Raw genomic sequence first — 21976 nt, forward strand, 5'->3', positions numbered from 1 at the left:
TTTCATTCCCCTTTCAAGATTTCACCCGGTGAAAATCAGATAGTGGGGAATGGCCCGGCTGGCGCCTTGGGGCGTTCAGTCGGCCTTCGCGTGAGCCTGGGGCTCACCGCGCAGCTGGACAGCCTTGGCCAGCTGGTTGGCGAAGAAGGGCATGAGCAGGAAGTGATCAGCACCTTCAGGGGCGGTCGCATCGTAGTGGCGGCCGTCATGGATGAGCCAAGTATGGGTCGCAGAGCCAATGATGTGAGCGAGGCGCTCGTCGTCGAGCTCGCAGGGGAGAGGAGCATTCTCGGCCCGCAGGCGGGGAATGTCGGCGTAGAAGACTTCGCAGGAGCTATCGCCGACAGGGAGCCACCAGGCGTCGGTCTCGCCGATCGCGATGAGCTTGCTCATCTCAGGGTGGGTCTCGTGAATGCGGTCGAGGACGGCATAGGCGAATTCTTCGCAGAGGCCGTCGCCGACTTCGTCAGCGCAGGTGACATCGCCTTCAGCGATGAACGCATCGAGCTGGTAACGGATAGCGCCTGCGATCACATCAGCAGGGGCGGGAGACTGGGCAGAGTCCATCGGTCAGGCTTCCTCGCGGATCTGGGCGGCAGAGAGCGCGCCCCGGTAGACGACCGAGCCGATCCCGTCGAGCGAAGCGCGCCAGGCGCGGGGATCATGGTCCCAAGCGGCGTGGACGTCAGCTTCGCTGCATCCGAGGACCGAGGTGATGGGTTCTTCCCAGCCGGGCGTGTCCTCCTCGAGCTGTGCTTCATCGAAAGCAGCGAGTTCGGCGGAGAGGATGACGGATGTCGTCCCTTCGTCGTCGAGGACCTCGGCGTAATACTCGGCGATGTCGAGAACGCCCCAGAAGGACCGGTGCGGCGACAGGCCTTCGGCCAGCACCTTGTCGGCGATTGCGCGGCTGGTCGCGTGATAGAGACGTCCGTCGAGGGCGGCGGTCATATCCGGCTGGGCCATGGAGGAATTCCTGAGAAGGGATGGACTGGCACGAAAACGCCCCCGGCGCGATCTTCGCGGCGGGGGCGTTCGGGTACGTCTCGGACGAGCAAGGGAGGGAGGAAACGAGACGTAGACTTGGGAGACTTAAACTAGAGAGGAGAATTTCTTCATCCCCTCAAGGGACACTTCCACTTTTACACTTCATTCCCCGCCAGGCGCCTCAAGCAACTGGCGTAACCTTCAGGCGCTGCCAGCCGGTTCGGCGTTGGCCAGCTCATCCTTCTCGAGGAAGTCGAGAAGGATGCGGTAATCGGCCAAGCCATCGGATACCGTGGCTTGGATCTCTTCATCGTAAACGCCGCGATCCATCTTTAGGAATGCGTTGGTCATTTTCTCGACCGTGAGCAGTTTCGGGAATTGTTTCTTGAGGAAGCGAGCTGGCGGGAGCAGGTCGGCCTCGCGAAGCCTCACGTAAGTTGTCGCCAGCTGGAAGCAGAGATAGATGTCGAGCCGGTAAGGGGGGGACTTCGTCATGAGGTGGACGGATGGGAGCACGTCCTGCTGATAAGCCTCGTCCAAGAACGGGCTGATTCGATCGGCGAGTTCTTGGGGGTCTGCTGGCATGTTTTTGGCAAACAGCGAAGTGAGAGAGTCGTTGACGACGGATTCTGCTGTTTCGCCGTCTCCGAGACCAGCGAAGTCGGTGAGCGCTTCGTCGATGCTTTCCACCGAAGCGCGGGGATCATGCCAGTCGGTCTCCTCGTCTGATGCGCACGGATGGGCAGCTTTGATCATGTCATCGAGAATAGCGTCCATGGCTTTGTCTTGGATCTCGTCGACACCTTCGAGTTCGAGGAGTTCCTTGTAGGCACGCACGCCGTCTTCGACGGTCTGGGTGATTTCGGGTGTTTCGTCACCGGGAATCATCGAGACCGAGGCCTGACGGTAATCCTCGCGAGTGATGAGGTCGAGCAGACCGCATTCGAAGGGCCCTTCGTTCTCTTCGGAAATCTTCGCGATCGAAATCGCGAGTTTCAGGTAGAGGTAGTAGTGGGTCCGGTCTGCGAGATTGAGCGAAAGGAGATAGTCGGTGGCCGTCTCGCCGTTGACGGAGAAGTGAACGAAGCGGGTGAGGTCTTCGATAAGAGCTTCGAAATTTTCAGGAGGGCCACTCCGGCGGTTCGAGATCGGTTCGACGGCAGGATCGGTTGCAGAGCCGAATATGGCTTCGATAGAACCGGTGATGCCTTCGGGTGTAGCCGCAATCTCGGCGAGACGGGCGAAGGCTTCTTGTTCGAGCTTCTCGTCGCCGTCGCTTGCGATGACATCCATGACGTCGAGGATGGTGTCGAAGTCATCATCCATGTGAACTTCCAAGCCGAGGGTTATGTCGTGCTGGCGCGCTTCAATGGAAGTGCGCGGGGCCAACGGCATGGCAGCGCCGAGAAGGTCGTAGGCGCGGTCGAGGTCTTCGACAGAACCGTCATACGCAAGTTCCGGGCAGAACCTGACGGTGGGAATGCGGCACACGCGGAGGTGGTCCTCGCCGAGGCCGGTGATGCCGAACATTTGGGGAAGCACGAAGCGATTGGCGTGTATCGGCGTTTCGAAGAGAGGAAGTGCCACGCCGTCATGGTTGAGGAGAGTGGAAAGCTCTTCGGTATCGGGATCGCTATCGAGCGAAAGATGTGGCCGGCGCATCTGTCCTTCAGCCGTCATGCGGGCGTGAAGTGTCGGAAGTTCGCGGCGGATCGCGGCCATGGCGAATTTGAGAGTGCCGGAGATGAGGCCGGGCACACCGGGGATGCCCTCGAGATCGCAGCTCTCGATATCGGGGAAGGTCGGGCTGGCGCCATGGGCATGCCAGTCGATCAGGCGCGAGTTCTCGATAATGCCATCGAGCAGTGCGAAGGAGGCATGAAGCTCTGCCGAAATCTCGTCCTCGGTGAGAGAGCGAGGATTGATGTCCTTGAGGTTCGGCATCTGCAGGAAGAGGCCGCGGGTCGGACGCTCGAGGCTGACGAGGATGTCGCCGACCTCGTTGAAGAAGAAGCGCATCCTGCGACTGTCATGCTCGAGAGCGAAGAACTCGGTATCGGACGAGGAGGGAAGCGGAGTGCCGTGGGCGGCGATCGCGATGAACATCTCGCGCATTTCCCGAACCAGGGTGAGGGCGGCGACCTGACTTTTGCGGATCACTCTGCTGCCTTCCACAGGGATGGCGAGAATGGTGCTGGGCGGGGAATTGTGCGACTGGTCCAAGGGAGGCTCCGGGATAAATAGGATTGCTAGTATCCTTATAGGAGGCTCGGGGACGTTCCTGACGGAGCGGCAAAGAAAAAGCCCGCGCGGCTGGTGCCGGGCGGGCCATTTTTGGGTTAGGTCGTCGTCAGGACTTGGGACCGGGGGTCATCCCCTTGAGAGCCTCCCCGCCAAGTTGCTCAAGGATCAGTTGATACCCTCGGGTTGAATCTTCGAGAACCTGAAGAATGGTTTCTGTGCCACCGTTTGGGACAGGGGAGGTGTTGATCAGAACGTACTTGAGCAACTCTTCGCTGAAGAGGGATGGGACCTGAATATCGACAAGGTTCTCACCCTTAGAGACCCGACGATAAAGATTGGCGGCCATCGTCATGCCAATGTGCATCGAAATGTATTCGTCAAGGTCATCATCCGCGATGATGTCCGGAAGGCTTCGCCCCTCTCCCTGCATTTGATGCATGGGTGCCATCGACTCGGCCAACGCGAGCAAGGTGCTTGGCAATTTCTCGGCGGTGGTGCTTTCTTGGATGGTCTTTTCGTAGTCTTTTAGGAAGGCCATGTTTTGTTCTTCGAGGCGATCGGCCAATTCGTTGAGTTCAGCTTCTCGGATTTCGTCGCGCTGGAGCGTGATGTCGAGATCACGCGCCTGGAGGCTGGCGCAGGGGGAGTGAGAATTGGCGGGCCTCAAACTCTCGTAGAGTTCTTCCAATTCTGAGGCGGGCGGAATGGGCTGCTCATCACGGTCGCGAAAAATAACGACACGCGAAAGCTCGGAGAATTGAACGAAATAATCCTCGCATTGCTCAAGGCAGATCATGGTTGGGAAGCGGAGGTCTTGATCGATTGTTATATCGGCGAATAGGCGCTCGCTTCCCTCGAAATCAGTGAGCAATGAGGTTGCACCGGATGGCGACGTCGCCAGAGCAAAGCCCGGAAATGGATCGAGCGGCCGCGCGGGCTGAGTTATGTTGGCGTAGGTCCATGGAAGCTCTCTACGAGCAACCGCAAGACAGCGGTTAAAGGCGGTGTTTAGTGTTTGGTGGAGATTGTCGGTAAGCGGCATGTCGACGCTCAGAATATACTTATTCTCGTCCAGACATTCTTCATCTTGCCAAAAGAAGGGGGTGGCGTCTGCCAGCAACGCCTGAAACTTCGAGAGGATGTAAGAGAGCATTTCGCCGAGAGCGTCGTGCGGGATAAGGTGAGGAGCTAACACATAATAGTAGGGGATGATGAGGGTGAAAGTATCGTCCTCAGCATCAAGGCGAAACTCGTACCATTCCAGAGGGACATGAAACACATCAAGGATTACATCACCGTCAGTGATGCAGAGTATCTGGCCCTCTTCCTCGGCTGGTTGCTCCTCCCCCTCCGAGCGAAGGCGCGCGAACTCGGACGAGACCATCTTAACGGCGTTTTTGGCCGCCTCGAGAGCCTCTTCTAGGTCTTCGTGCTCTTCGGGAGGGACGGCCAATAAAGTTGTTGGGTCGGACATGCAGAACTCCTTCAGCCAGGCAGGACCTTCCCAAGTAGTCCTGTCGTCGCGCTAACATGCTGATTGAGTTCTGTCAGCTTTCCTGACGGAACGGTAAAGAAAAAGCCCGCGCGGCTGGTGCCGGGCGGGCTTCTTTGTGATCGCTGCCGTTATCGACCGACTGGGACGTGGCGCACCGGGTTTTGCTCCCGGCCCCGAGTAGCGACCTCGGGGGTTCTGCAGTTTTGCCCAGCTCGTATCCGAGCCTTGAGCCCAGCCAGTTGATAACGGCAGCAATAGGCAGGTCGGCCTCGCTGTAGTACCGACCTGCCTAAGGGCGATTAGCCTTCGGCTGCTGCCGGGGCTTCTTCGCGCGGAAGGCCGATGACCTTCAGCGAACCGCCGTCGAACTGAACGGCGAGGTCGATAGCGCGGCCCTTGCGGAGCTTGCCCTGGATGGCTTCGAAGCCCTTGCCGAACGCCATCAGCGTGATTTCGCGCGGCTGGTCGTTCTTCGCGGTCGTGAACTGCGACTTCTGCGAGACGACGTACTTGCCGTTCTTGCCGTTGCGCGTCGAGACGCTGCCCGGGGTCACGGTTGCCGTGAAGATCGGCTGGAACTTGCGGGCTGCGGGTGCGGTCTGCGTGGTCATGATGTCAAATCCTTCTGACTGTCTGTTTTCATCCTCACCATGAGGATCACATCTCTTCTGACCCTCGATTGTCGGGACTGGCGCACGGGCCGCAGGGCTCCGGGCGTTGCAGCCTCTGGCTGCCTCGGAACTCTTCTCTTGAAGCCCTGCCGCTTCACGGCTGGGCGCTAGAGGCGCGCGCTGCCTGGCAGCGTGTTCGGCTGTCGATTGGTTTTCCTCTGCGTCGAGCAGAGAAAAACCCCGCCGGCTGATACCGGCGGGGTCTTCGATGTGGCGGAGGCGGAAGCCTTAGCCTTCAGCGGCTGCGGGAGCTTCTTCGCGCGGCAGGCCGATGGCCTTGAGCGTGCCGCCGTCGAACTGCACAGCGAGTTCGACTGCGCGGCCCTTGCGGATCTTGCCGCGGACGGCGTCGAAGCACTTGCCGAATGCCATGAGCGTGATTTCGCGCGGTGCGTCCATCTTCTCGGTCTGGTAGGTTGCGCCCTGCGAGACGATGTACTTGCCGTTCTTACCGTCGCGGGTCGAAACGCTGCCCGGGGTCACGGTTGCGGTGAAGATCGGCGAGAAGCTGCGAGCTGCGGTGTTGGTCTGCGTGGTCATGATGTTCAGTTCCTTCAATTTTTCATCCTCATCATTGAGGACACCCATCTTTCTGGGTCTCATTGTCGGGACTGGCGGCCGGGCATCGTGAGAGGCTCCGGTCGTTGCAGCCTTCAGGCTGCCTTGGGTCTCTTCTTTCCTGAAGCCTGGCCGCTTCACGGCTGGGCGCCAGAGGGTGCCTTGGATGAGCATCAGCAGTGGCAGTCGTCGCCTCAGCGAACCGATCTGCCCACCTGCGGTGAAATGCGAATGATGGAGATGCATCCACCGCGCGGCTGGGCCGTCGCGCTTTTGCGAATTGCCACAAGGCAAAGAGAAACCCCGCCGGCCGGAGCCGACGGGGTTCTGCAATAGGCGGTGGCGTTGAGCTTACGCCTATAGCGTGACGATCTAGTGTTAGAAGCGAAGTCCGAGACCGGCGACGAGCTGGTCGGTAGTGACATCGCCCTGGTCGATATCGGCCAGATCCTTGTACTTGGACCGGCGGTATTCGATGCGGCCTTCAAGGGGACCGGGCAGCTGGACCTGCAAGCCGTAGCCAAAGCGGAAGCCATCGGCGTTCTCGTCGAGGTCCGAAAGCGATCCACTGTCGGAGAATGCGCTGGTGTCGAGCGCGGTGTAACCGACCTTGCCATAGGCAGCGATGCCGGGGGTCAGGGCGAGACCGGCGCGGGCGCCGATGTAATACTGGCCGTTGGCCTCCAGCCCTTCGCGGGCACCGCCGAAGCTGTCGGGGAAGCTGGTCGAGCCTTCGCTCGTCGAGAGTTCACCTTCGACGCCGATGAAGGCGCTGCCGAGACTGAGATCATAACCGGCAGTGATGCCGTAGACGGCATTGCCGGCTTCAGCGGTCGCGCTGCCGTCGGCTGCGTCGAGATCGAGGCCTTCATAGCCAGCAATGACGCCGATGTGCAGGCCGCCAGGCGCGGTGTTGTCATCCTGCGCCATGGCCGGCGCAGCTGCGAAGCCTGCGCCAATGATGGCGAGGGCGGTAATCTTCTTCATGTTCAGGATTTTCCTTGATTGCGTTCCCGTTGGGACGGGCGCTTTGGGAAAATCTCCCTTGCAAGTTCCTGAACAGGATGACGAGACAAAGAAAAACCCCGCCTACCGGTGAGGGTAGGCGGGGTGTCTAGGCTTGGGGAGGATGCCCGAGGGGAGCGGGCAGGGGAAACTCAGTAGTCGCGGTGCTCAGCGAAGCCGGCGGCGTCGAGGCAGGCGCCGAGGAGGTTCTTGGGAGCCTTGTTGGCTGCGGCTGCCTTGCGGCGTGCGATCATGGCGGCGAGCTGGCGCTTGGGCATCTTTTCATCTCCTGATTAGGTTCAATTCCCTCTTCCAGATAATTGAGGGAGTGCTCCAGACGTCGCTCTGTGTGCGGCTGGACTGACGTTACTGGTGGTTACCAGTTGCGGTCGAAGTCTCTTTGGCGGTCGGCTTTGCGACCGGTGAGGCGCGAGTGACCTGGCTTGTCGCGGCCGAGGTCGATGCCGACGGCGTCATCAAACGGGCCCATTTCGGGAGCGATTTCGAGTGCGTCATCGAGTGGATTCATCTCGGGAACGATGTCGCGAACGACGCGAGCGCTGCCACGGAGACTTTTGCACTCCATGGGGACGTAGAGTTTGAGCTCGCTGCAGGGAACGCCATTGTGGGCGTACTTCACTCCGTCGACGACGCGCGCGCTGCCGCGGAGAGCTTTGCACTCGGTCGGGACGTAGAGCTTGAGCTCGCTGCAGGGGACGCCATTGTCGGAGATTTTCACGAGAGCGGGGATGCGCTTGCTGACCTGTTCAGGCTCGGCTTGTGCGCCGGTCTGCTCGCCGGTCGTGGCTGCAAGTGCGTAGAGGATGGCAATCGCGCCGAGGGCCACGAGAGTGATGTTCTGGCGGATGGTCATTTCATCTTCCTTATCTGATTCAATTCCCTGTTCCAGCGAATTGAGGGGAAGCCCGGCCAGGCAGCGCGCAGGCGATGCATTGGGAGGAAAATTTGCGACGCGCCCCGATTGGGGGTGGAGCCCTCTATAATGGAATCATCCAGAAACTTCCTGAGATGATGGGGGCATGTAATGAAAAGCACACTTCGCGGTCTGACCGCAGGACTGGCAATGGCCGTTTCGATGACGGCAATGGCATCAACGGCTGAAGCGAAAGCGGAAGCGCCGGAAGCGGGTATCGCTCTCGAAGAGAATGACGACCTGCTGTTCGTAGGACCGGTCGACGAGGACTTCGACCTCGCGCTGGCATCGAAGGAAGCTGAGACGGCTCAGGTCATGGGCCCGAAGCACAGCTCGGCGCCGCATCTCGAGATGACGCGTGAGGAGGCGGCAAAACTCGCGGGTGAGCGCGCTGATCGCGCTTTCTGGAAGAGGGAGATTGCCTATCAGGTTCTGAACGCGGTCGACGCAGCCCAGACCATCCACTTCTTGGACAAGGGTTCGGCACATGAAGCCAACCCGATCCTCGGAAAATATCCGAGCGAAAAAAAGATCATCGGGTTCAAGCTGGCGGCCGCTGGCGCGCATCTGCTCGGCAGCCTAGCATTCCGCGAATTCACGGATGATGAAACGACCGAGATGTTCCAGGTTGTCTCGGTCGGGGTGCAGGGCATCGTGGTTGGCTGGAACATGCAGTTCATGTAGGCCAGCCGAACAACGAGTTGTCGGCGCGGTGGGGGCAGCGCGCCGGTCAAGGACGGGGGAGACGCTTAGGCGTACTCCCCCGTTTCGTCATCGATATGATCGATGTGGTCAGGGAAGAAGAGGTCGACGGGCTTGCCTTCCCAAGTGCCCTTCTGGACCCAGCCGTGGCGCTTGCCGATCTCGAGGCCCATGCCGTGGAGAGCCATCATCAGGCCCTGACGGTCGATATCGTCGACCTGGCGGATCCGGTAGAACAGAATGTCCACGTCCTTGCGGGGCCCGGGCTTGTAAAGCGTGCCGCCGGTGAGAGCGACATGACACCCGAACTTCGGAGCGAACTCCTCGATCTGAGCGCAGAGGGCCATAGCCGCCTCGGTGGTCCAAGGCTTCGGCGGCAAGAGGATAGGCTCAAAAGCCTCCTCGATGGCGTGATCCATAGCGAGTGCAGCAGACATACCGGTCCTCAGTGTTTCGTGGGAGCGTGGTTGAAGCAGAAGCTGTCACCGTTCTCGTCGATGATGAGCAGATACTCACCAGCCGTCCGGCAGATCGCCTTGGCGAGATCGATGGAGGTGTTGCCGGCGCGAAGCGTCAGGCTATCGGCATCGAGCGACATGCTGTCCGGCTGGATGGTGGAGGCGTTGAGGCCCCAGCATTCCAGACGGCTGGCATTGATGAAGGGCTGGGCAGCGAGCTTGCCCTTGTCATCGAAAAAGGGCGCAGCGGCGCCAAGGGCGGCAGCGAGAGGGCAGCTCATCAGCTGAGCTCCTGAATGACAGCATCGTAGATGCCATGCCCGTCGACGGCTTCGCAGAAACCGAGGATCGAAAGTACATCGTCGAGTGCCTGTTCTTGGGTGCATTCCTCGGTCTGCATAAGATGCGCGGCCAATGCAGTGAGCACGTCTTTGGTTGAAATCGTCTGAGGTATCTCGTCCATGGAACGGTTCCTGTCCAAACTATGGGGGAGGGTCGGATATGCGAAATCCCCGCCTGCACAGGGGAAGGCAGGCGGGGTGTGGGGATCATGCGAAGGCGCGCTTGTCGCCGGTGGGCTTGAGCAGTTCGTCTGCGTAAGCCCAGCCGAGGATGCCCGAGCCGGTATCGTTGACGGAGTCACCGGTGATGTCGCGCCAGGGCGATTTCGGACGATAGTCCGGCCGATACATCGCGGTGATGATTTCGAACTCGCAGCTGAGGTAGCCGGATTCGCGGATTGCGAGGACCGGATGGTCATCTTTGGGCAGAGCGTCTTCTACGGAGGTGTAGCCTTCAGGAAGTGCGATCGTCATGGCGTAGGTCCCTTTCATGTCCTGTCTAGAATTCGACACGGACACCCGGGTCATTCGCCTTCACTTCACCGGGCCAGGACTTTCAAGCACTGGACCGGGCGGGCATCGAGGATGTCCGCGATTGGAAGTTCGGTGAGGATGTCGCTCCAGCGGACAGACTTATCGGCCATCGTCCCATGGAGATTGTCGACGATCTGTCCGACATCCATGGACTGGTCGACGCAGGTATGAAGCCACTTGGTAGTGGTCTCCTGCGAATAGCCGAGCGAGTAGGCAGCAAACCGGATGATGCCGATGAAGTCGCTCAGCACCATCTTGGAGACGAGTGCGTTGAGAGCGAGATCGCGTTCGGCCTCAAGTTCGGAATCGAGCTTGGAGAGCAGAGCGGAAACGCGGCGTGCATCCTTGCCGGAATACTTCCCGGTTCGGTCGATCGGCTTGGAGGTGTGAATAGCGCGTCCCATGGTTAGAGGACGAAGCTCACGCCCAGCCGCCCGAGGATGCCGCGAGCCTCATCGAGACGCGGGTGGCCAGCATTGTGCAGGGCCATATTGCGACCGAGCCAGCGAAGGGAGCCTTCACCCAGCGCGGTCTTTTTCTCCACAGGGAGATCCATCGTCGCCAGAGCATCATGAAGGGATGCAACCTCAACGATGGGAAGATCGAGACCGGGATTGGTGCGCAGGATGTTGGCCTGCGCCTTCAGCTTGGCAATGGAGCGACCAAGGCCTGCTTTCTGTGCCGGGTCAGCGTCCTTCTGGCGCCCCTCGAGCTGCTGCAAGCGGCGTTCGATAGAGACGAGGCGCTCGTCGTTGATGAGTACTTCCGACATTAGTCTTCCTTCGGGATGACTTTGAGGAGATGGTCTTCAGGGAAGCCGACGAGCCAGCCGTCACCGCCGATGCGAATGCAGTCAGCGGTTTCGCGCTCAACTTCGTGCACCGGCTGGTACTCGTATTCGAAGTTGTTGGCGTGATCGTCCGTAGGACGGTCAGCGAACTCGTCGCCCTCGAGGTCGAGAACGTCACCCTCGCGGATGTTCTTGGCCGCCACAAGTCGGGGAATTACGGTCATTGTCAGGGATTCCTTAGGAATTCAGGCAGCTTTCCGGATCGGAGCGAAGGCGCCAGTGATGTTGGTATCATCGCGGTGCATCCCGCCACCGATAGGAATGAAGGTGGAGATGCGGGGTGCGGGAGCGGGACGCGAAACGATGAGGTGACGGTCGCGCGCAGAACTGAAGCGGCCGGCAGTCATGGCGGAGATTGCGGTTTCGCGCAGGATGTGGGCCTCGGTGTCCACGAAGCGGAACTCCCGCATCGGAGCGCGGAAGACGCCAGCGGCGCGAGCGCGGGTAACGACGTGGGCGTTGAAGTTGCGCATGGCGATTTCCTTATCCTGATGCCTACACAGCAAAGCTGCAGGGTCATTGGCCTCTTAGGAGGCGAGGAAGCGGCGGATCTTCGACGCGGTGAGCCAGTCGATGCCGTCGACGTCATTGGCCGCGACGCGGGCGATGATCGTGCCCTGCTGGAAGCAGGAGTGGCTCTGGCCGAGTTCCGGAGCCTTCGGGTCGCGGCTGGGGATGGCAACGCCAGCCTTCATCGACTGGATCGCTACAGCATAGCCGCGACGAACCTGGTGGATCGTCTGCGGCGTGAATGCCGACTGCATGTGCATGGGCAGGGCCGAGATGTCTTTTGAGGAATGATCTGCAAATGCCATGGAAGGTCTCCTTGAAGCCGGAAGAAGGGGAAGCCGGGAGGCGTGTTCAGTCGAACGCGCGCGCCTTGTGCTTCGTCTTGCGGGTGTAGGAGCCGCGGCCCTTGCGAGCGCTCACGACCTGGTGGCGGTGGTTACCGTGACGCAGTGCGCCAGCGACGGGGTTGCGGGTCTTGAGAGCGTGAGCGGCCATTTTTCATTCCTCTGTCTGGATACAATTCGGTCTCCCGAAATTGTCAGAGGTTGGCCGGCTGGCGGGCTTGTCCCGTCGCCGCTCTCGGCTGGTCTTCAGCGATGCAGCTGACCAGCCGAGAGGAGCATCCTTTCAGTCTTCAGGCCGCCTGAGGCGTCCACCCGGGGACGTTGAGGCGGACGAGGGAGCGGCAGCAATCAGACGCGACCGGCAATGACTCGTGCAGGCAGTTCACATTGCCAGCGTAAACGCGGCCTGCCTGCATCGGCAGGACATCGAGTTTCGAGATGTCGATATGGGCGCAATCGCCCATGTCACCGATCGGCCCTTCGTACTCGCCGAGGTATCCCTGCGCAGCAGATACCGTAGAGGCGAGGATAATGCCCTCTGGAGCATCGAAACGGGCCGAAGCCCAGTCGGAGCCCATGGAGCCCTCAGAAGCGACGTGGCAGTGCTTTCCGGCCCAGGCGCTGTGTGTGCCGTGCATACCCGGCTGGGTAGAGCGATGACGGGCAGGGGATGCCCGATGCAGCGGGCGCGGCTGGTCGTTGTGCTTGCCGGGCTGGCTGGAGACGGGGAGATGCCCCTGGTGACCCGCATATGCAGGGTTCCAGTAACCGTCGATGTGGAGGCCGGGGCGACGCTGGCAGACGCCGGCCTTCACTTCGCTCTCGTCGATCATGAGATAGACGGGCAGGTCGGTGTCGATGCCATCGAGCATGGCGTCGATCGTGGGCTGCCAGCGCGACAGGTGAGCCGGAAGGCCTTCAGCCTTCAGGAACGGCTCCATGTAGACGCGTTCGCCGTGCCAGGCGGGGAATGCGGCTTCGCCGCGGGCTTCGATGATGGAACGATGCAGCATGGGGATCCTCAGAGGCCTTTGCGGGAAGAAGCAATGAAGCTGTCGGCAGTGCCAGCGAACTTGTCGTGACCATCGAGGCTGCGGACCTTCCAGAACTTGGTTCCGTCGGGCTGGGTGTAAGCGAGGCCATCGACGCGGAAGGTGACGCCTTCGCCGTCAGCGACGAGCTTGCCTGCGTGCATGTCGGCGTCGGTGAGGCAGTTGTCTGCCCACCACTGGTCGGGATCGTATGCTGGCTGGCCCATAATTTTCCTTCCTTCGAGAGAATTCAACGGAAGGAAGCCTGACATTCCTCAGTGGGAATGAGGGACCGGCTGGTCGGCATAGAAGGAATCGGCGATTGCGTATCCGAGCGCAGAGAAGGATGCGCTGACGGCTATGAGCAGAAGAGTGATGATGACCCAGTCGAGCTTGCGATCGAAGTCCATGGTCAGATGCCAGCCGCTTCGTGGCGAGGTGCGATGAGCATGTCGAGCGCTTGGTTCGAGAGAGCCTTGGCAAACTCGAGAGCATCGTAATCGGTCATGACGACCTCGACACGAGTGTCGTTGACGCCGTTCTCGAAGATGAGAATTGTTCGGCCTCGCTCGCCGTTTGGCTGGCGATCTTCGCGCATGATCGTGGCCTTGCCCGAGATATAGCTGGCATTGAAGATATCTTCAGCGGCGCCCACGGCGAAGTCGGTAAGGCCAAATCCGAGAACGATGGCATCCTTCTCGGTCATTATGACACGCTCTTGGTCGCATTCAGGGCCGGAGCCCATAATTTGGGCAACGATTTCGAAGCCCGTCGTTCCGACAGACCAACTGCCGACGTCCTTCAGGTTCTCGTGACGGCGAAGATAGTTGTGACGCATGATGCGGTTCCTTGGGAATGCGAATTGAGGGCTGGTATCAGGCCGCTTGGTCGATTGCGAGTTCGGCTGCAGCTATGCTGGCTGAGACTTCAATGTCGACAGCCTGGTTGAAGATGGCCTTGGCGAACTCCCAGAGGTCGTAGCGCGCGAAGAGGACTTCCACGTCAGCGGAAGCAACCCCGTCCTTGAAGCGGACAGCGAAGAATTTGCCGAGCGCGCGGACGGACGCGTTGCCCTTGAAGAAGGGGTGGGTCGGAAAATGCTCAAGGCGGCCATGGGCCATCTCGCTGAAGTCCCGGGCGAAGGACTGAGCTTGATAGGGCGTCATGCGCAGGCGCTCCATCTCGCATTCGGGCGCAGCACCCGTCAGCTGGATGAGGACATCGGTGTTGTTGGTCCCGACAGACCAGCCGCCGACGCTTTCCAGCTTCTCGAGGCGGCGAACAGGGTTGAGCTTCATGGTGCTATTCCTTCGGAATGGTAGGCGGGAAGTGGTTTAGGCGGGCTCGAAGGCGGCGAGGGCTTCGACCTCGTCCCAGCTGAGAATGGCGCCGGAGCGATCGCCCGGTGTCCAGGTCTTCGGCTCGCCGATGAGGACGTGATCCATGTTGCGGAACGCCACACCTTTGGTGGGCATCCAGCGCATGGGCTCGCCTTCGAACTCGGCTTCGATGAAGTCGCCAGCAAAGCCGCAGGGATGACCGCCACCGAGCATCCCGCATCCGGGGCCGCCTTCAAGGAAGAGCAGGCCCTCATCGGCTTCGATGAAATCGAGCGTGCAGTCGAAATCGCCGTCGGCAAAGCCCGCAGCGTCCATAGCGCGGGTGAACTTGTCGTTCTGGCGTGCAAGCACGTTGTCCATGGCGCGCGGCGTCTGGCCGTTGGCGATGGCCTCATCGACCATGGCCTGGGCGAGCTCGCGCACCTTGAGCGCCATCTCGGCCGAGAGAGCATCGGCCTGACCGGCCCACGGGTAGTAGGCGGATACGCCGACGACCTTGCCAGCGCGCACGAATGCTCGCCATTCGGCTGGCCATGTGCCGGGAATATCGATGGGCGTGCCAGCGCGGTGGGGATCGCGACCCTCAAGCCAACGGCTGGCCACGACCCACGGGCGGGCGAGGAAAGCGATGTCGACGGTGTCGTTGCGAACGTAGAGCTGCATCGTACGCTTGTCCTGGATGTCGATCCGGCGACGATTGCCGGTGCGCACCCAGCCGGGCCCGACTTCGAGGTCCGGCCCAAAGCGCACTTCGGGAATGAAGGTCTCGGTCACGCCGCAACCGGCCAGAGCCTTCAGATTGTCGCCGCCGCACACGCTCGAGCGGACCATCCAGCCTTCAGGGATGTCATCCATGGCGGAATGGAGACGCTCGACGAGCTCGTTCATATCGAGTTCGGGGCTGTCGCTCTTTGCGGCAGCCTTGGCCTCTTCGATTTCGGCTTCGCTGTAATCGGCCTCGATGCCCTTGCGAATGGCTTCGAGAGTGCGCGCAACGCGCGGGTCGTCCGGGTTGAGACCATAGACGCCGACAAGCGCAGCGTACTCGTCAGAGGTGAAAGAGGCGATTTCACGGGCAGGTATGGCGGCGACGCCGGCACGCGCAGCGATAGCGAGCCAGTTGCGCAGGTCCGAGGAATCGAAGCGACCAGACTGACCGGCAGCAACGGCCTCATGGTCCATCCAGGTCGCGGCTTCAGCGATCTGGGCCTGTTCGGTTTCGGCGATGCCGTTAATGGCAGCGCGCAGGCCGCCAGCCGAGCGGGCGAGCTTTGCCGCCCCGATGACGAGGGTGCGGACCGAACGATCTTCGGAGGACTGTGCGCCCATCTGGGCCATGCCGACGAGGAGTTGGCGCAGCTTTGCTCCCATGCTCTCCTGAGCAGGGGCAGCGTTGCGAGAACCGGGGATCAGCGAACGGAGACGGCGCTTGCGCATTGATAGGCTCCTGAGAGACGGAAGAGAGGACCGGCGGGTGAGAAGAGGCTCTTACTTCAAGAGGCTCTTCGTGAACTCGTCGGGGGAGAGCAGGTCGCCAAGGTGAACCGGCTCCGGGTTCACCGCATGGTCGACAGCGCACTCGACGGCGTGGCAGCGGCCGGCGAGGTCGTACATGCGATCGCGAGCATGGTCGATCTGCTTCAGGAGATGGCTGGGCGCTTTGTTGACGCCCACAGCCATGATGCGTGCGCCGAGTTTCTCGTAGCGCGCGCAAGCCCGCTGAAACGAACGGTGAAGCGTGGGCTTGAGGTGAATGAGCTTGCTCATGAATTTTCCTTCCTCGGGATGATTTCGTCAGACGGGGAAGCGCCTGTGAAATTCTTATAGAGTCCTCTGGGAGGAAGCTGCCGCGTTGAGCCGGATTTTCCGGTTAGGCGGCAGCTTTGAGCTCGGGCTCGTCGGCAGCCAGGTTGGCTGCGTTCATGCCGTAGTGGGGAGCCAGCTTGATGGCTTCTTCGCGCCCTTTGGGCGTGAACACGACCCAGGTCGTGCGCGGCTTGTAACCCTGAGGGCGGGTTACCTTCAGGTAGCCACCCTTGATGAGCTGCTTGAAGACGCGGAGCGGCGGCTGGTGGCGCCGATTGACGGGATGCTGGCCGTGGCGACGAGCAACGGTCATGAGCAGGTCGGCCTTGTCGTGATTGGGCTTGAGCATCTCAGGACCTCAGGTTCGGAGTGGGCGAGAGGCGAGCGTTGAGCTTGGCCTCGACGCGTGCAGCGACGGCGATGCAGGTCTGAAGGCCGAAGCGGGCGCGGGTGGCGCTGTTGACCAGAGCGAATTCCATGCGGACGAGGCGTCCGGTGAGCGTGGTCTTCATCGTCTTTCCTTTCGAGAACTGCAGTCGCTCTTGGATCGAGTGCATTGAGGGAAGGGCGAGGTGACCTCGCCAGCTCAGTAGCGGATGCTGGCGAGGTCGTAGGTGGGCTTGCGCAGGTCGCGGACGAGGTCCGCAGCCAGCAGCGACGTCGAGTAGGAAGTTCCGTCCACGACGCGCGAAGCACCCGAAGGGTCGACGGTGTGGATGTCTTCGCCGGGGTACCAGCGGAAGAGGTCCTGCCCGTCGTCGTCGTCGCTGAAGCGAGCCTTGTCGCCGTCCTTGTCGAGAGCACCCACGACGTGGATGTAATCCCGGTTGAGGGAGGCGAGACGGATGTACGGCGAGGTGCCGCCGTTGTTGCCGGCCGAGAAGACGAGGTGCACGCCCTGAGCGGCGATATCGGCGAACATGTCCTGCACGGATGCGGGCATGGCACCGGCCGACGAGATGATCAGGATCTTCGCATCCTGAGCAACGGCGTGGAGTGCGGCATTGTAGATTTCGCGAAGGCGAATATCGCACTCGTTGCCGCGGCACTTGCTCTCGACACGGTACGAGAGGATTTCGACGTCGTCCTGGACTTCGTTCAGGAGAGCGCCGGCGACCCAAGTGCCGTGCTTCGAGCCCCACTGGCGGCCGGAGCGGGTATCAACCGCAATTTCGCGGCCCGGGCGGGCGTCGTAGCGCGTGACGACAGCGTCGGGGTAGGAGTTCTCGACGACCACGCCGGTGTCGATGATAGCGACCTTGACGCGCTCAGCCTGAGCGTAGGCAGGGTTCGCAATGAGGATCGAAGCAACGAGAAGTGCAACGATCGTGTAGAGCTTGCTGATGATCTTCATCGTTTTTCCTTTCCAGATTTGAATTCAACCGAAACATCGGGTTCATTCATGCTGCTCTTCAGCAGACGATCTGGATTCCCTCAGGGAATTTCAGGAGGCGCAAAAAAGCCCGCCGGACATCGTCCGACGGGCTGAATGTTCAGGCTGCGAGCGCGGTTGGAGCGGAGCGGCGCGGGAGCTTGCGTTCGCCGGTGACGAGGCGATAGACGATCTCGCCGGCGGCGCTGAGGGTGATGCCGAGGCTTCCACCCGAAAACTGGCTCGAGATGTTGAGAGCCAGGCCCTCTTCGATGAGACGGGCAAAGCCCTTGGCCATCGGGTCGTTCTCCTCGTAGCGATGACGCTTATCGGCGGTCAGCGAGAGGAGAGCGATGCCAGCCTCGTAATCGAGGCCAGCCGCGAGCAGGACGTGGCTGAGGTCGTATTCGACATCTTCCATCACGGCCTGAATGGTGTTGTTGAGCGTGATTTCCTCGGCGAGCGTGGAATCGAAGTGCGCGCCGTTCTTCTCGGTGCGCGGGGCGGTGCGGTCGTGACGAGCCTTGGCTTCGCCATGGCGACGGTGGAGCGTAGCGAGGATACGGCCCGAGGTGCGCGTGTCATCGACATGGCCGAAGCGCACGAGCAGCTCTTGGACGATGGCGAAACGGTCGAGCCCCTTCTCGACCAGGTTGTGGGCTTCCTGGATGACTTCAGCGGAAGCCTCGGCGGTCTTCGTGGCACCGGTGAGCGCGATGTAAGCCTTGAGGGCCATGTGGCGCTCTACGAGCTGGATGTTTGCCATGGGAAACTCCTGAAAGTGGGTAGGGGAGGATCAAAGACCCACCCCTACAGGGAAAAGGGTTACGAATTTTCCTCGATTATCTCGGGGTCGTAAAGGAAAAGGTTCATAATCCAGTCCGCACCGTCGGGATTGTGCTTTTCTGCCACAGGGATCATGAGGCAGGGGAAGCGCTCGGGATCTTCGTCCCAGAGCTTCTGGTGCGGAATAGGGCGGGTGCGCCCCTGCCATTCGTGGGACCGCCCGATGAGGGAGGCCTTGTACTCGTCGAGCTGCTCTTGGTTTTCGAAGAGCAGCGGATTGTGGGTGAGCGAAAGCGTGCCCGCAATGCGAGCGTCGGAGTCGATGTAGTTCATGGTATGGTCCTTGTTAGAGGACCGTCATCGCGCTTTAGCGTGCGAGAGTGAGCACGTCGTTTGCGTTGCAGAACCGGCCGGTACCGAAACCGGGGATCTTGAGCGTGATGAGGTCCGCCTTCTTATCGTGGCTCGCGATGAATGCGCGGCCGGGAATGAGCTCGACCTTCTGGCCGAAGTTGGTGACAAGTGCCTCATTTAAGGCTGCAATCGCCGGATTTTGGAAGTTCGGCTCGGGCAGCTTCGCGATAAGCTCGGCGGGGAGATGCTGGATCCAGTCGAGCAGTTCGTCGATGGTCCAATCGGTCGGCTCGGGAGGATTCTGCGAGACGTTGCGGCCGCGGGCGACCATGATCTTGTGAGTGAGCACGGTGTCGCTTCCCGTCAGGGCGCGATTGCGGACACTCGTCGTGAAGCCGATGGTCTCACGGGTGCTGATGTTGATGGTGTTCACCAGTCCGTAGGTCAGCTCGCTCCAGCTGGTGGTGATACCAGTGGTCACGATAGCGCTCAGCGCGCGGACGATAGCCTTGCAGCGATCGGCCATCGGCACGTTGTCGTTGTCGACGACAATACCGAGGTCGTTGTAGGCTTCGCCTTTGGTTGCGACTTTGAGCATGTTGTTTCCTTCTTACGGGTGCGTTCCCAATCCCCATTGTAGAGGATCGCAGGATGTTTTGGGAACATGTGGGAAGCACTATGTTTCAGTCACTCGCCACATCGCTCTGGAGGGGTGGTGCCGCCCGTCGGGCTCGAACCGACGACCTTCGCTTTACAAAAGCGTTGCTCTACCAGCTGAGCTAGAGCGGCTGGGATTTGGTCAGGCCGCCATCGGCAGGGGCTGAATCCATTCGACGTCGGCGTCCATGCACATCTCGAGGATGGGCAGGTCGCCGGCGATGTCCTTGCGCTTGGCGCGGGGAGCCTCTTCGATGAAGAGGATCAGGTCGTCACCGACACGGCCGTTCGCGTAAGACAGAACTTCCTGCGGCGTGCCGATCTCGACCAGCATGGCCATGTCGCGCACGCCTGCGGCGGTCTCGACCGAGACGATCAGGCGCTCTTCGCTGTCGGGGCGAGCCGAGAGGATCTTGCCTTCGACCATATCGCAGGCGTCGCGGAAGAACTGGACGCCCTCAGGGATGGCGTAAGCCTCTTCGAGGGGGAGACGCTTCCAGCGCACGAGGTCTTCGTCGTCCAGAGTCAGCTTGGTGACCTCGACGTAGTAGCCGGTGTCTCCGCTGGGCGCGTAGATCGAGAGGTAGAGGAACCCGGCACCGGTGCGGCTGTCCTGGTCGACGATTGCGACACAGCGGTCGTAGTCAGAGCGGAAGAGGGTCAGCTCATACTCGTTCTTGAGGATGACCGAGCGAGCCTGGCGGTCGGTGAGGCGCAGGGTAGCCTTGATGGCCTTGAGCACCTTGCGTTCTGCGGTCTTGGTGAGCAGCATCGGGAATCCCCTTTTCATGATCGATATTGGTTTTGAGAAACCCCATCCGGACATATCGGATTGGTCTTGGCGGCGATTAACCGCGCAGGCGCGCGTCGCGCAGTTCGAGCGAGGCTTCGAGCTCCTCGTCCATTTCTTCGGTCCACTCGAAGTTCGGCTTGGTGAACTTCTCGAGAAGGATGAAGGCGAAGACGATAAGGCCCGGAACGGCGAAGATGGCACTGAGGCCGATGAGAATTGCGGGGTTGATGCCGAACATGGTTCTGTTCTCTGTGCGTCGAGGTCAGAAGAGCGGCTGGCGGTTCAGAGCCTGCAGCTGGACGATGATGCCGCGCTTGTCGGCTTCGGTCAGGTTTTCGAACAGCATGCGCGGAAGGATGCGGACGAAGAAGCGAACGTAGGGAGCGAGGACGAGGTAGATCGTGACGAGAACAGCTGCGATGGCGATTGCGAGCAGAGTGAACATGGTCGAAAGTCCTTTTCATGCCGATATTGGCTTCAGGACCCTCTCAGGGGACATTATCGACTGGGCTTAGGCTTCCGCCTCTCCGTCAGATGAGGCGGCTTTGCGGGTAGCAACCTTCTGACGAGCCCACTGGTCATTCCAAGCGGCGCGATCGCCGCGGACATTGACGGCCAGGGTGTCGGCCTGCATCCAAGCAGCGCCAAGCTCGTCATCTCCATCAAATCGCTCGTCAGCGATCTGGCAGGCGCGTTTCGCCTGCATCATGGAGAAGCCGGTGTCTGCGCGGCAGGCGCGGATACGGTCGGGCGTGAGCATTACGAAATCTCCGACTTAACGCCTTGCGTAGAGGCTGGGATTTTGGGTCGCGTAGTCATAGCGACGCTGACGGGCACGAAGCGTGTCAGGTTCGCCAGCCTCACGCTCCAGCAGGGCAGCGAGCAGGGCGCCGTCGCGCTCAAGCAGCTGGTCTGCATATTCCACCGCGACCAGGTTGGGCGTGGTGCCGGGGCGGACAGCTGCAAGCGCATCGAGGGCTTCGACCTCGCGGCCCGGGCCCAGCCGATCAGCGAGGATGGCAAGGCCAACGGCCGCCGACCTTCCGACACCGTGGAAGCAGTGGACGAGGAGAGAACCGCCGGCGTGAGCTCGAGCGAACTCAAGAGCGGCTCGGACATCGTCCGGCAGGGCGGTGGCGTAGCCAAAGACTTCGCTGTCTGCGTCCTCGAAGGAGAGGACCAGGTGGGCAGGCGCGGGTGAGGCAGAGAAGCGGAGCTGATCGCCCGGACGCGCCTCGGGGTCCTCGATAGTCAGGACCGCATCCCACTTGCGCTTGTGGCGACGGGCCTGCGCGAGTGAAGCAACGGCCACTAGGCCAGGTGCGGGTTGTGGAAGCGGTGCTGACACGAGACTTTCCTTTTTCGAATGGTGACATGGTTCACACGGGAAATCATTCCTCTGCCTGAAGGGCAGAAACGAGAAAGGCCCCGCACCGCGCGAGCGGGCAGGGCCTTCTCTTTAGAGGGCGGAGAAATCCTACGGTTCGTCGCGCTGGGTCCAGGCATCTGGGCCCTTGTCGAGCGCGCCTTCCGCCTCATCGTAGGTCGGCCAGTACTCAGCGCTCTCGCGGCTGACGGGTCCACCGTCGTCGGCTGTGCCGAGATAGAAGCCGCGGCCCGACTGGAGGACCTGCAGGGGAAGCCGGCGATTGCCGAACTCATAGGCGAGCTTGCCGGTCGGGGTCATGGTTGAGACAGCCATGCGATTTCCTTTCAGGATTGGGTGGCGAGGCGGCTCGGACTGGTTAGCTATAGAAGTGGAACGGCCAGTTGTCGTGCTTGCGACCGCTAAGGAGGGCTTCGACTTCCTCGAAGCTGTCGCCGTGGGCATCGACGCAGCCGATTTCCCAACCGTCGCCAGTGATGAAGATCGGCAGGACCTCGCCATTGATGGCGATGGTCATGTGGGTGGTGCCGGTCGGGTCGACATAGGTGCTCGAAGGAAGGTTGCCAACGCGATCAGCGTGTTCTTCGGGAGCGTCGACCTTCTTCCAGCCGAGCTGCGGCTCGAAGTCATGGCGATGCCGACCTTCGAGATTGCTCTGCCAGCCGGGGATGACGGCATCGAGAAACATCCACCCGAAATTTTCGGGGATCGCGTTGCGCAGAAGTTCGTGGGTGAGGGTCAGCATAGAGAGCCTTTCGGGCCTGGGGTGAATATCGATGAAGAAAGCCCCGCGCGCATCTCTGCGGCGGGGCTGTTC

Annotated in this window: 40 protein-coding genes and 1 tRNA gene; 1 reads left to right on the forward strand and 40 read right to left on the reverse strand. The window is 60.9% G+C overall.

All coding sequences use genetic code 11. The features are described from left to right. Nucleotides 1-75 precede the first annotated feature (75 nt). From DVR09_RS15270 to DVR09_RS15305, 9 genes are all read right to left on the reverse strand, one after another. Nucleotides 76-567, reverse strand: a complete 492-nt coding sequence (locus DVR09_RS15270; RefSeq protein WP_115418127.1) for a hypothetical protein — start codon at nt 565-567, stop codon at nt 76-78. A 3-nt stretch (nt 568-570) separates the two neighbouring features. After that, nucleotides 571-966, reverse strand: coding sequence for a hypothetical protein (locus DVR09_RS15275; RefSeq protein WP_115418128.1), 396 nt, complete (start codon nt 964-966; stop codon nt 571-573). A gap of 222 nt (nt 967-1188) precedes the next feature. Further along, nucleotides 1189-3147, reverse strand: a complete 1959-nt coding sequence (locus DVR09_RS15280) for a hypothetical protein (protein ID WP_162815020.1) — start codon at nt 3145-3147, stop codon at nt 1189-1191. Between the two features lie 190 nt (nt 3148-3337). Then, entirely contained in the window at nt 3338-4705 is a 1368-nt protein-coding gene (locus DVR09_RS15285; protein ID WP_115418130.1) for a hypothetical protein, read from the reverse strand. Between the two features lie 320 nt (nt 4706-5025). Further along, the gene (locus tag DVR09_RS15290) at nt 5026-5337 is read right to left on the reverse strand and encodes a hypothetical protein (RefSeq protein ID WP_115418131.1); all 312 of its coding nucleotides are present in this window, start codon (nt 5335-5337) and stop codon (nt 5026-5028) included. 288 nt (nt 5338-5625) lie between these two features. After that, the gene (locus tag DVR09_RS17270) at nt 5626-5937 is read right to left on the reverse strand and encodes a hypothetical protein (RefSeq protein WP_162815021.1); all 312 of its coding nucleotides are present in this window, start codon (nt 5935-5937) and stop codon (nt 5626-5628) included. Between the two features lie 396 nt (nt 5938-6333). After that, on the reverse strand, nt 6334-6942 hold the full coding sequence (locus DVR09_RS15300; RefSeq protein WP_115418133.1) for an outer membrane protein: 609 nt from the start codon (nt 6940-6942) through the stop codon (nt 6334-6336). A gap of 170 nt (nt 6943-7112) precedes the next feature. After that, complete coding sequence (locus DVR09_RS17805) at nt 7113-7238, reverse strand: hypothetical protein (RefSeq protein WP_267899722.1); 126 nt, start codon at nt 7236-7238, stop codon at nt 7113-7115. Nucleotides 7239-7336: 98 nt separating this feature from the next. Beyond that, nucleotides 7337-7834: a hypothetical protein gene (locus DVR09_RS15305; protein ID WP_115418134.1), complete on the reverse strand. Its 498-nt coding sequence runs from the start codon at nt 7832-7834 to the stop codon at nt 7337-7339. Between the two features lie 171 nt (nt 7835-8005). Here DVR09_RS15305 and DVR09_RS15310 point away from each other — a divergent pair, with 171 nt between their 5' ends. Next, the gene (locus tag DVR09_RS15310; protein ID WP_162815022.1) at nt 8006-8578 is read left to right on the forward strand and encodes a hypothetical protein; all 573 of its coding nucleotides are present in this window, start codon (nt 8006-8008) and stop codon (nt 8576-8578) included. Nucleotides 8579-8643: 65 nt separating this feature from the next. On the opposite strand, the gene DVR09_RS15315 is transcribed toward DVR09_RS15310, so the two are convergent. From DVR09_RS15315 to DVR09_RS15455, 31 genes are all read right to left on the reverse strand, one after another. Beyond that, nucleotides 8644-9033: a hypothetical protein gene (locus DVR09_RS15315; RefSeq protein WP_115418136.1), complete on the reverse strand. Its 390-nt coding sequence runs from the start codon at nt 9031-9033 to the stop codon at nt 8644-8646. 8 nt (nt 9034-9041) lie between these two features. Next, nucleotides 9042-9335, reverse strand: a complete 294-nt coding sequence (locus tag DVR09_RS15320) for a hypothetical protein (RefSeq protein WP_115418137.1) — start codon at nt 9333-9335, stop codon at nt 9042-9044. Then, the gene (locus DVR09_RS15325; RefSeq protein WP_115418138.1) at nt 9335-9517 is read right to left on the reverse strand and encodes a hypothetical protein; all 183 of its coding nucleotides are present in this window, start codon (nt 9515-9517) and stop codon (nt 9335-9337) included. The genes DVR09_RS15320 and DVR09_RS15325 overlap by 1 nt, the downstream gene beginning before the upstream one ends. 85 nt (nt 9518-9602) lie before the next feature. Next, nucleotides 9603-9869, reverse strand: coding sequence for a hypothetical protein (locus tag DVR09_RS15330; RefSeq protein WP_115418139.1), 267 nt, complete (start codon nt 9867-9869; stop codon nt 9603-9605). 65 nt (nt 9870-9934) lie between these two features. Then, nucleotides 9935-10333 (reverse strand): hypothetical protein, encoded by a 399-nt coding sequence (locus tag DVR09_RS15335; protein ID WP_115418140.1) that lies wholly within the window; start codon nt 10331-10333, stop codon nt 9935-9937. Between the two features lie 2 nt (nt 10334-10335). Beyond that, the gene (locus DVR09_RS15340) at nt 10336-10701 is read right to left on the reverse strand and encodes a hypothetical protein (protein ID WP_115418141.1); all 366 of its coding nucleotides are present in this window, start codon (nt 10699-10701) and stop codon (nt 10336-10338) included. Continuing rightward, nucleotides 10701-10943: a hypothetical protein gene (locus DVR09_RS15345; RefSeq protein ID WP_115418142.1), complete on the reverse strand. Its 243-nt coding sequence runs from the start codon at nt 10941-10943 to the stop codon at nt 10701-10703. Before DVR09_RS15345 ends, DVR09_RS15340 begins: the two co-directional genes overlap by 1 nt. Nucleotides 10944-10964: 21 nt before the next feature. Further along, nucleotides 10965-11252, reverse strand: coding sequence for a hypothetical protein (locus tag DVR09_RS15350; RefSeq protein WP_115418143.1), 288 nt, complete (start codon nt 11250-11252; stop codon nt 10965-10967). A 54-nt stretch (nt 11253-11306) separates the two neighbouring features. After that, complete coding sequence (locus DVR09_RS15355) at nt 11307-11594, reverse strand: hypothetical protein (protein WP_115418144.1); 288 nt, start codon at nt 11592-11594, stop codon at nt 11307-11309. Between the two features lie 46 nt (nt 11595-11640). Then, on the reverse strand, nt 11641-11784 hold the full coding sequence (gene arfA / locus DVR09_RS15360; protein ID WP_115418145.1) for an alternative ribosome rescue factor ArfA: 144 nt from the start codon (nt 11782-11784) through the stop codon (nt 11641-11643). A gap of 139 nt (nt 11785-11923) precedes the next feature. Continuing rightward, nucleotides 11924-12646: a hypothetical protein gene (locus DVR09_RS15365; protein WP_234041651.1), complete on the reverse strand. Its 723-nt coding sequence runs from the start codon at nt 12644-12646 to the stop codon at nt 11924-11926. Nucleotides 12647-12654: 8 nt separating this feature from the next. Beyond that, a complete protein-coding gene (locus DVR09_RS15370) occupies nt 12655-12891 on the reverse strand; it encodes a hypothetical protein (RefSeq protein ID WP_115418146.1) in 237 nt (78 codons plus the stop codon). A 48-nt stretch (nt 12892-12939) separates the two neighbouring features. Next, nucleotides 12940-13074, reverse strand: a complete 135-nt coding sequence (locus tag DVR09_RS17810; protein ID WP_267899723.1) for a hypothetical protein — start codon at nt 13072-13074, stop codon at nt 12940-12942. Between the two features lie 2 nt (nt 13075-13076). After that, the gene (locus tag DVR09_RS15375) at nt 13077-13502 is read right to left on the reverse strand and encodes a hypothetical protein (protein WP_115418147.1); all 426 of its coding nucleotides are present in this window, start codon (nt 13500-13502) and stop codon (nt 13077-13079) included. Between the two features lie 37 nt (nt 13503-13539). Continuing rightward, nucleotides 13540-13962, reverse strand: a complete 423-nt coding sequence (locus DVR09_RS15380) for a hypothetical protein (RefSeq protein WP_115418148.1) — start codon at nt 13960-13962, stop codon at nt 13540-13542. A 36-nt stretch (nt 13963-13998) separates the two neighbouring features. Continuing rightward, nucleotides 13999-15441 (reverse strand): hypothetical protein, encoded by a 1443-nt coding sequence (locus DVR09_RS15385; protein ID WP_162815023.1) that lies wholly within the window; start codon nt 15439-15441, stop codon nt 13999-14001. A gap of 51 nt (nt 15442-15492) precedes the next feature. Next, nucleotides 15493-15771 (reverse strand): hypothetical protein, encoded by a 279-nt coding sequence (locus tag DVR09_RS15390; RefSeq protein ID WP_115418150.1) that lies wholly within the window; start codon nt 15769-15771, stop codon nt 15493-15495. A gap of 103 nt (nt 15772-15874) precedes the next feature. Further along, a complete protein-coding gene (locus tag DVR09_RS15395) occupies nt 15875-16159 on the reverse strand; it encodes a helix-turn-helix domain-containing protein (protein ID WP_115418151.1) in 285 nt (94 codons plus the stop codon). Nucleotide 16160: 1 nt separating this feature from the next. After that, nucleotides 16161-16322, reverse strand: coding sequence for a hypothetical protein (locus DVR09_RS17275; protein ID WP_162815024.1), 162 nt, complete (start codon nt 16320-16322; stop codon nt 16161-16163). 74 nt (nt 16323-16396) lie between these two features. After that, nucleotides 16397-17164: a S8/S53 family peptidase gene (locus DVR09_RS15400; RefSeq protein ID WP_115418152.1), complete on the reverse strand. Its 768-nt coding sequence runs from the start codon at nt 17162-17164 to the stop codon at nt 16397-16399. Nucleotides 17165-17303: 139 nt separating this feature from the next. Beyond that, a complete protein-coding gene (locus DVR09_RS15405) occupies nt 17304-17948 on the reverse strand; it encodes a hypothetical protein (protein ID WP_162815025.1) in 645 nt (214 codons plus the stop codon). Nucleotides 17949-18007: 59 nt separating this feature from the next. Beyond that, nucleotides 18008-18301, reverse strand: a complete 294-nt coding sequence (locus DVR09_RS15410; RefSeq protein ID WP_115418154.1) for a hypothetical protein — start codon at nt 18299-18301, stop codon at nt 18008-18010. Nucleotides 18302-18335: 34 nt separating this feature from the next. Continuing rightward, complete coding sequence (locus tag DVR09_RS15415; protein ID WP_115418155.1) at nt 18336-18920, reverse strand: hypothetical protein; 585 nt, start codon at nt 18918-18920, stop codon at nt 18336-18338. A 115-nt stretch (nt 18921-19035) separates the two neighbouring features. Continuing rightward, nucleotides 19036-19111 (reverse strand) — tRNA-Thr (locus tag DVR09_RS15420). Nucleotides 19112-19121: 10 nt separating this feature from the next. After that, nucleotides 19122-19751, reverse strand: a complete 630-nt coding sequence (locus DVR09_RS15425; RefSeq protein ID WP_115418156.1) for a hypothetical protein — start codon at nt 19749-19751, stop codon at nt 19122-19124. Nucleotides 19752-19827: 76 nt separating this feature from the next. Beyond that, nucleotides 19828-20010, reverse strand: coding sequence for a hypothetical protein (locus tag DVR09_RS15430; protein ID WP_115418157.1), 183 nt, complete (start codon nt 20008-20010; stop codon nt 19828-19830). A 24-nt stretch (nt 20011-20034) separates the two neighbouring features. Further along, nucleotides 20035-20217 (reverse strand): hypothetical protein, encoded by a 183-nt coding sequence (locus DVR09_RS15435; RefSeq protein ID WP_115418158.1) that lies wholly within the window; start codon nt 20215-20217, stop codon nt 20035-20037. 66 nt (nt 20218-20283) lie between these two features. Next, the gene (locus tag DVR09_RS15440) at nt 20284-20532 is read right to left on the reverse strand and encodes a hypothetical protein (protein WP_115418159.1); all 249 of its coding nucleotides are present in this window, start codon (nt 20530-20532) and stop codon (nt 20284-20286) included. Nucleotides 20533-20547: 15 nt separating this feature from the next. Further along, nucleotides 20548-21120: a tyrosine phosphatase family protein gene (locus DVR09_RS17280; protein WP_162815026.1), complete on the reverse strand. Its 573-nt coding sequence runs from the start codon at nt 21118-21120 to the stop codon at nt 20548-20550. A 129-nt stretch (nt 21121-21249) separates the two neighbouring features. After that, nucleotides 21250-21474, reverse strand: coding sequence for a hypothetical protein (locus DVR09_RS15450; protein WP_115418161.1), 225 nt, complete (start codon nt 21472-21474; stop codon nt 21250-21252). Nucleotides 21475-21517: 43 nt separating this feature from the next. Beyond that, entirely contained in the window at nt 21518-21904 is a 387-nt protein-coding gene (locus tag DVR09_RS15455) for a hypothetical protein (RefSeq protein WP_115418162.1), read from the reverse strand. Nucleotides 21905-21976 lie beyond the last annotated feature (72 nt).

The organism is Erythrobacter aureus (genome assembly GCF_003355455.1).
Taxonomy (GTDB): Bacteria; Pseudomonadota; Alphaproteobacteria; order Sphingomonadales; family Sphingomonadaceae; genus Qipengyuania; species Qipengyuania aurea.

Bases quoted from the DNA above. Each gene is read 5' to 3' on its own strand.
- DVR09_RS15385 (WP_162815023.1), bottom strand. From the start codon at position 15,441: ATGCGCAAGCGCCGTCTCCGTTCGCTGATCCCCGGTTCTCGCAACGCT.
- DVR09_RS15325 (WP_115418138.1), bottom strand. From the start codon at position 9,517: ATGGACGAGATACCTCAGACGATTTCAACCAAAGACGTGCTCACTGCA.
- DVR09_RS15435 (WP_115418158.1), bottom strand. From the start codon at position 20,217: ATGTTCACTCTGCTCGCAATCGCCATCGCAGCTGTTCTCGTCACGATC.
- DVR09_RS17275 (WP_162815024.1), bottom strand. From the start codon at position 16,322: ATGAAGACCACGCTCACCGGACGCCTCGTCCGCATGGAATTCGCTCTG.
- DVR09_RS15395 (WP_115418151.1), bottom strand. From the start codon at position 16,159: ATGCTCAAGCCCAATCACGACAAGGCCGACCTGCTCATGACCGTTGCT.
- DVR09_RS15415 (WP_115418155.1), bottom strand. From the start codon at position 18,920: ATGCTCAAAGTCGCAACCAAAGGCGAAGCCTACAACGACCTCGGTATT.
- arfA (WP_115418145.1), bottom strand. From the start codon at position 11,784: ATGGCCGCTCACGCTCTCAAGACCCGCAACCCCGTCGCTGGCGCACTG.
- DVR09_RS15275 (WP_115418128.1), bottom strand. From the start codon at position 966: ATGGCCCAGCCGGATATGACCGCCGCCCTCGACGGACGTCTCTATCAC.
- DVR09_RS15305 (WP_115418134.1), bottom strand. From the start codon at position 7,834: ATGACCATCCGCCAGAACATCACTCTCGTGGCCCTCGGCGCGATTGCC.
- DVR09_RS15340 (WP_115418141.1), bottom strand. From the start codon at position 10,701: ATGTCGGAAGTACTCATCAACGACGAGCGCCTCGTCTCTATCGAACGC.
- DVR09_RS15440 (WP_115418159.1), bottom strand. From the start codon at position 20,532: ATGCTCACGCCCGACCGTATCCGCGCCTGCCGCGCAGACACCGGCTTC.
- DVR09_RS15430 (WP_115418157.1), bottom strand. From the start codon at position 20,010: ATGTTCGGCATCAACCCCGCAATTCTCATCGGCCTCAGTGCCATCTTC.
- DVR09_RS15370 (WP_115418146.1), bottom strand. From the start codon at position 12,891: ATGGGCCAGCCAGCATACGATCCCGACCAGTGGTGGGCAGACAACTGC.
- DVR09_RS15290 (WP_115418131.1), bottom strand. From the start codon at position 5,337: ATGACCACGCAGACCGCACCCGCAGCCCGCAAGTTCCAGCCGATCTTC.
- DVR09_RS15450 (WP_115418161.1), bottom strand. From the start codon at position 21,474: ATGGCTGTCTCAACCATGACCCCGACCGGCAAGCTCGCCTATGAGTTC.
- DVR09_RS15400 (WP_115418152.1), bottom strand. From the start codon at position 17,164: ATGAAGATCATCAGCAAGCTCTACACGATCGTTGCACTTCTCGTTGCT.
- DVR09_RS15390 (WP_115418150.1), bottom strand. From the start codon at position 15,771: ATGAGCAAGCTCATTCACCTCAAGCCCACGCTTCACCGTTCGTTTCAG.
- DVR09_RS15350 (WP_115418143.1), bottom strand. From the start codon at position 11,252: ATGCGCAACTTCAACGCCCACGTCGTTACCCGCGCTCGCGCCGCTGGC.
- DVR09_RS15405 (WP_162815025.1), bottom strand. From the start codon at position 17,948: ATGGCAAACATCCAGCTCGTAGAGCGCCACATGGCCCTCAAGGCTTAC.
- DVR09_RS15315 (WP_115418136.1), bottom strand. From the start codon at position 9,033: ATGTCTGCTGCACTCGCTATGGATCACGCCATCGAGGAGGCTTTTGAG.
- DVR09_RS15270 (WP_115418127.1), bottom strand. From the start codon at position 567: ATGGACTCTGCCCAGTCTCCCGCCCCTGCTGATGTGATCGCAGGCGCT.
- DVR09_RS17810 (WP_267899723.1), bottom strand. From the start codon at position 13,074: ATGGACTTCGATCGCAAGCTCGACTGGGTCATCATCACTCTTCTGCTC.
- DVR09_RS15285 (WP_115418130.1), bottom strand. From the start codon at position 4,705: ATGTCCGACCCAACAACTTTATTGGCCGTCCCTCCCGAAGAGCACGAA.
- DVR09_RS15375 (WP_115418147.1), bottom strand. From the start codon at position 13,502: ATGCGTCACAACTATCTTCGCCGTCACGAGAACCTGAAGGACGTCGGC.
- DVR09_RS15310 (WP_162815022.1), top strand. From the start codon at position 8,006: ATGAAAAGCACACTTCGCGGTCTGACCGCAGGACTGGCAATGGCCGTT.
- DVR09_RS15345 (WP_115418142.1), bottom strand. From the start codon at position 10,943: ATGACCGTAATTCCCCGACTTGTGGCGGCCAAGAACATCCGCGAGGGT.
- DVR09_RS15320 (WP_115418137.1), bottom strand. From the start codon at position 9,335: ATGAGCTGCCCTCTCGCTGCCGCCCTTGGCGCCGCTGCGCCCTTTTTC.
- DVR09_RS15455 (WP_115418162.1), bottom strand. From the start codon at position 21,904: ATGCTGACCCTCACCCACGAACTTCTGCGCAACGCGATCCCCGAAAAT.
- DVR09_RS15365 (WP_234041651.1), bottom strand. From the start codon at position 12,646: ATGCTGCATCGTTCCATCATCGAAGCCCGCGGCGAAGCCGCATTCCCC.
- DVR09_RS15330 (WP_115418139.1), bottom strand. From the start codon at position 9,869: ATGACGATCGCACTTCCTGAAGGCTACACCTCCGTAGAAGACGCTCTG.
- DVR09_RS15335 (WP_115418140.1), bottom strand. From the start codon at position 10,333: ATGGGACGCGCTATTCACACCTCCAAGCCGATCGACCGAACCGGGAAG.
- DVR09_RS15380 (WP_115418148.1), bottom strand. From the start codon at position 13,962: ATGAAGCTCAACCCTGTTCGCCGCCTCGAGAAGCTGGAAAGCGTCGGC.
- DVR09_RS17270 (WP_162815021.1), bottom strand. From the start codon at position 5,937: ATGACCACGCAGACCAACACCGCAGCTCGCAGCTTCTCGCCGATCTTC.
- DVR09_RS15410 (WP_115418154.1), bottom strand. From the start codon at position 18,301: ATGAACTACATCGACTCCGACGCTCGCATTGCGGGCACGCTTTCGCTC.
- DVR09_RS15425 (WP_115418156.1), bottom strand. From the start codon at position 19,751: ATGCTGCTCACCAAGACCGCAGAACGCAAGGTGCTCAAGGCCATCAAG.
- DVR09_RS15355 (WP_115418144.1), bottom strand. From the start codon at position 11,594: ATGGCATTTGCAGATCATTCCTCAAAAGACATCTCGGCCCTGCCCATG.
- DVR09_RS17805 (WP_267899722.1), bottom strand. From the start codon at position 7,238: ATGCCCAAGCGCCAGCTCGCCGCCATGATCGCACGCCGCAAGGCAGCC.
- DVR09_RS15300 (WP_115418133.1), bottom strand. From the start codon at position 6,942: ATGAAGAAGATTACCGCCCTCGCCATCATTGGCGCAGGCTTCGCAGCT.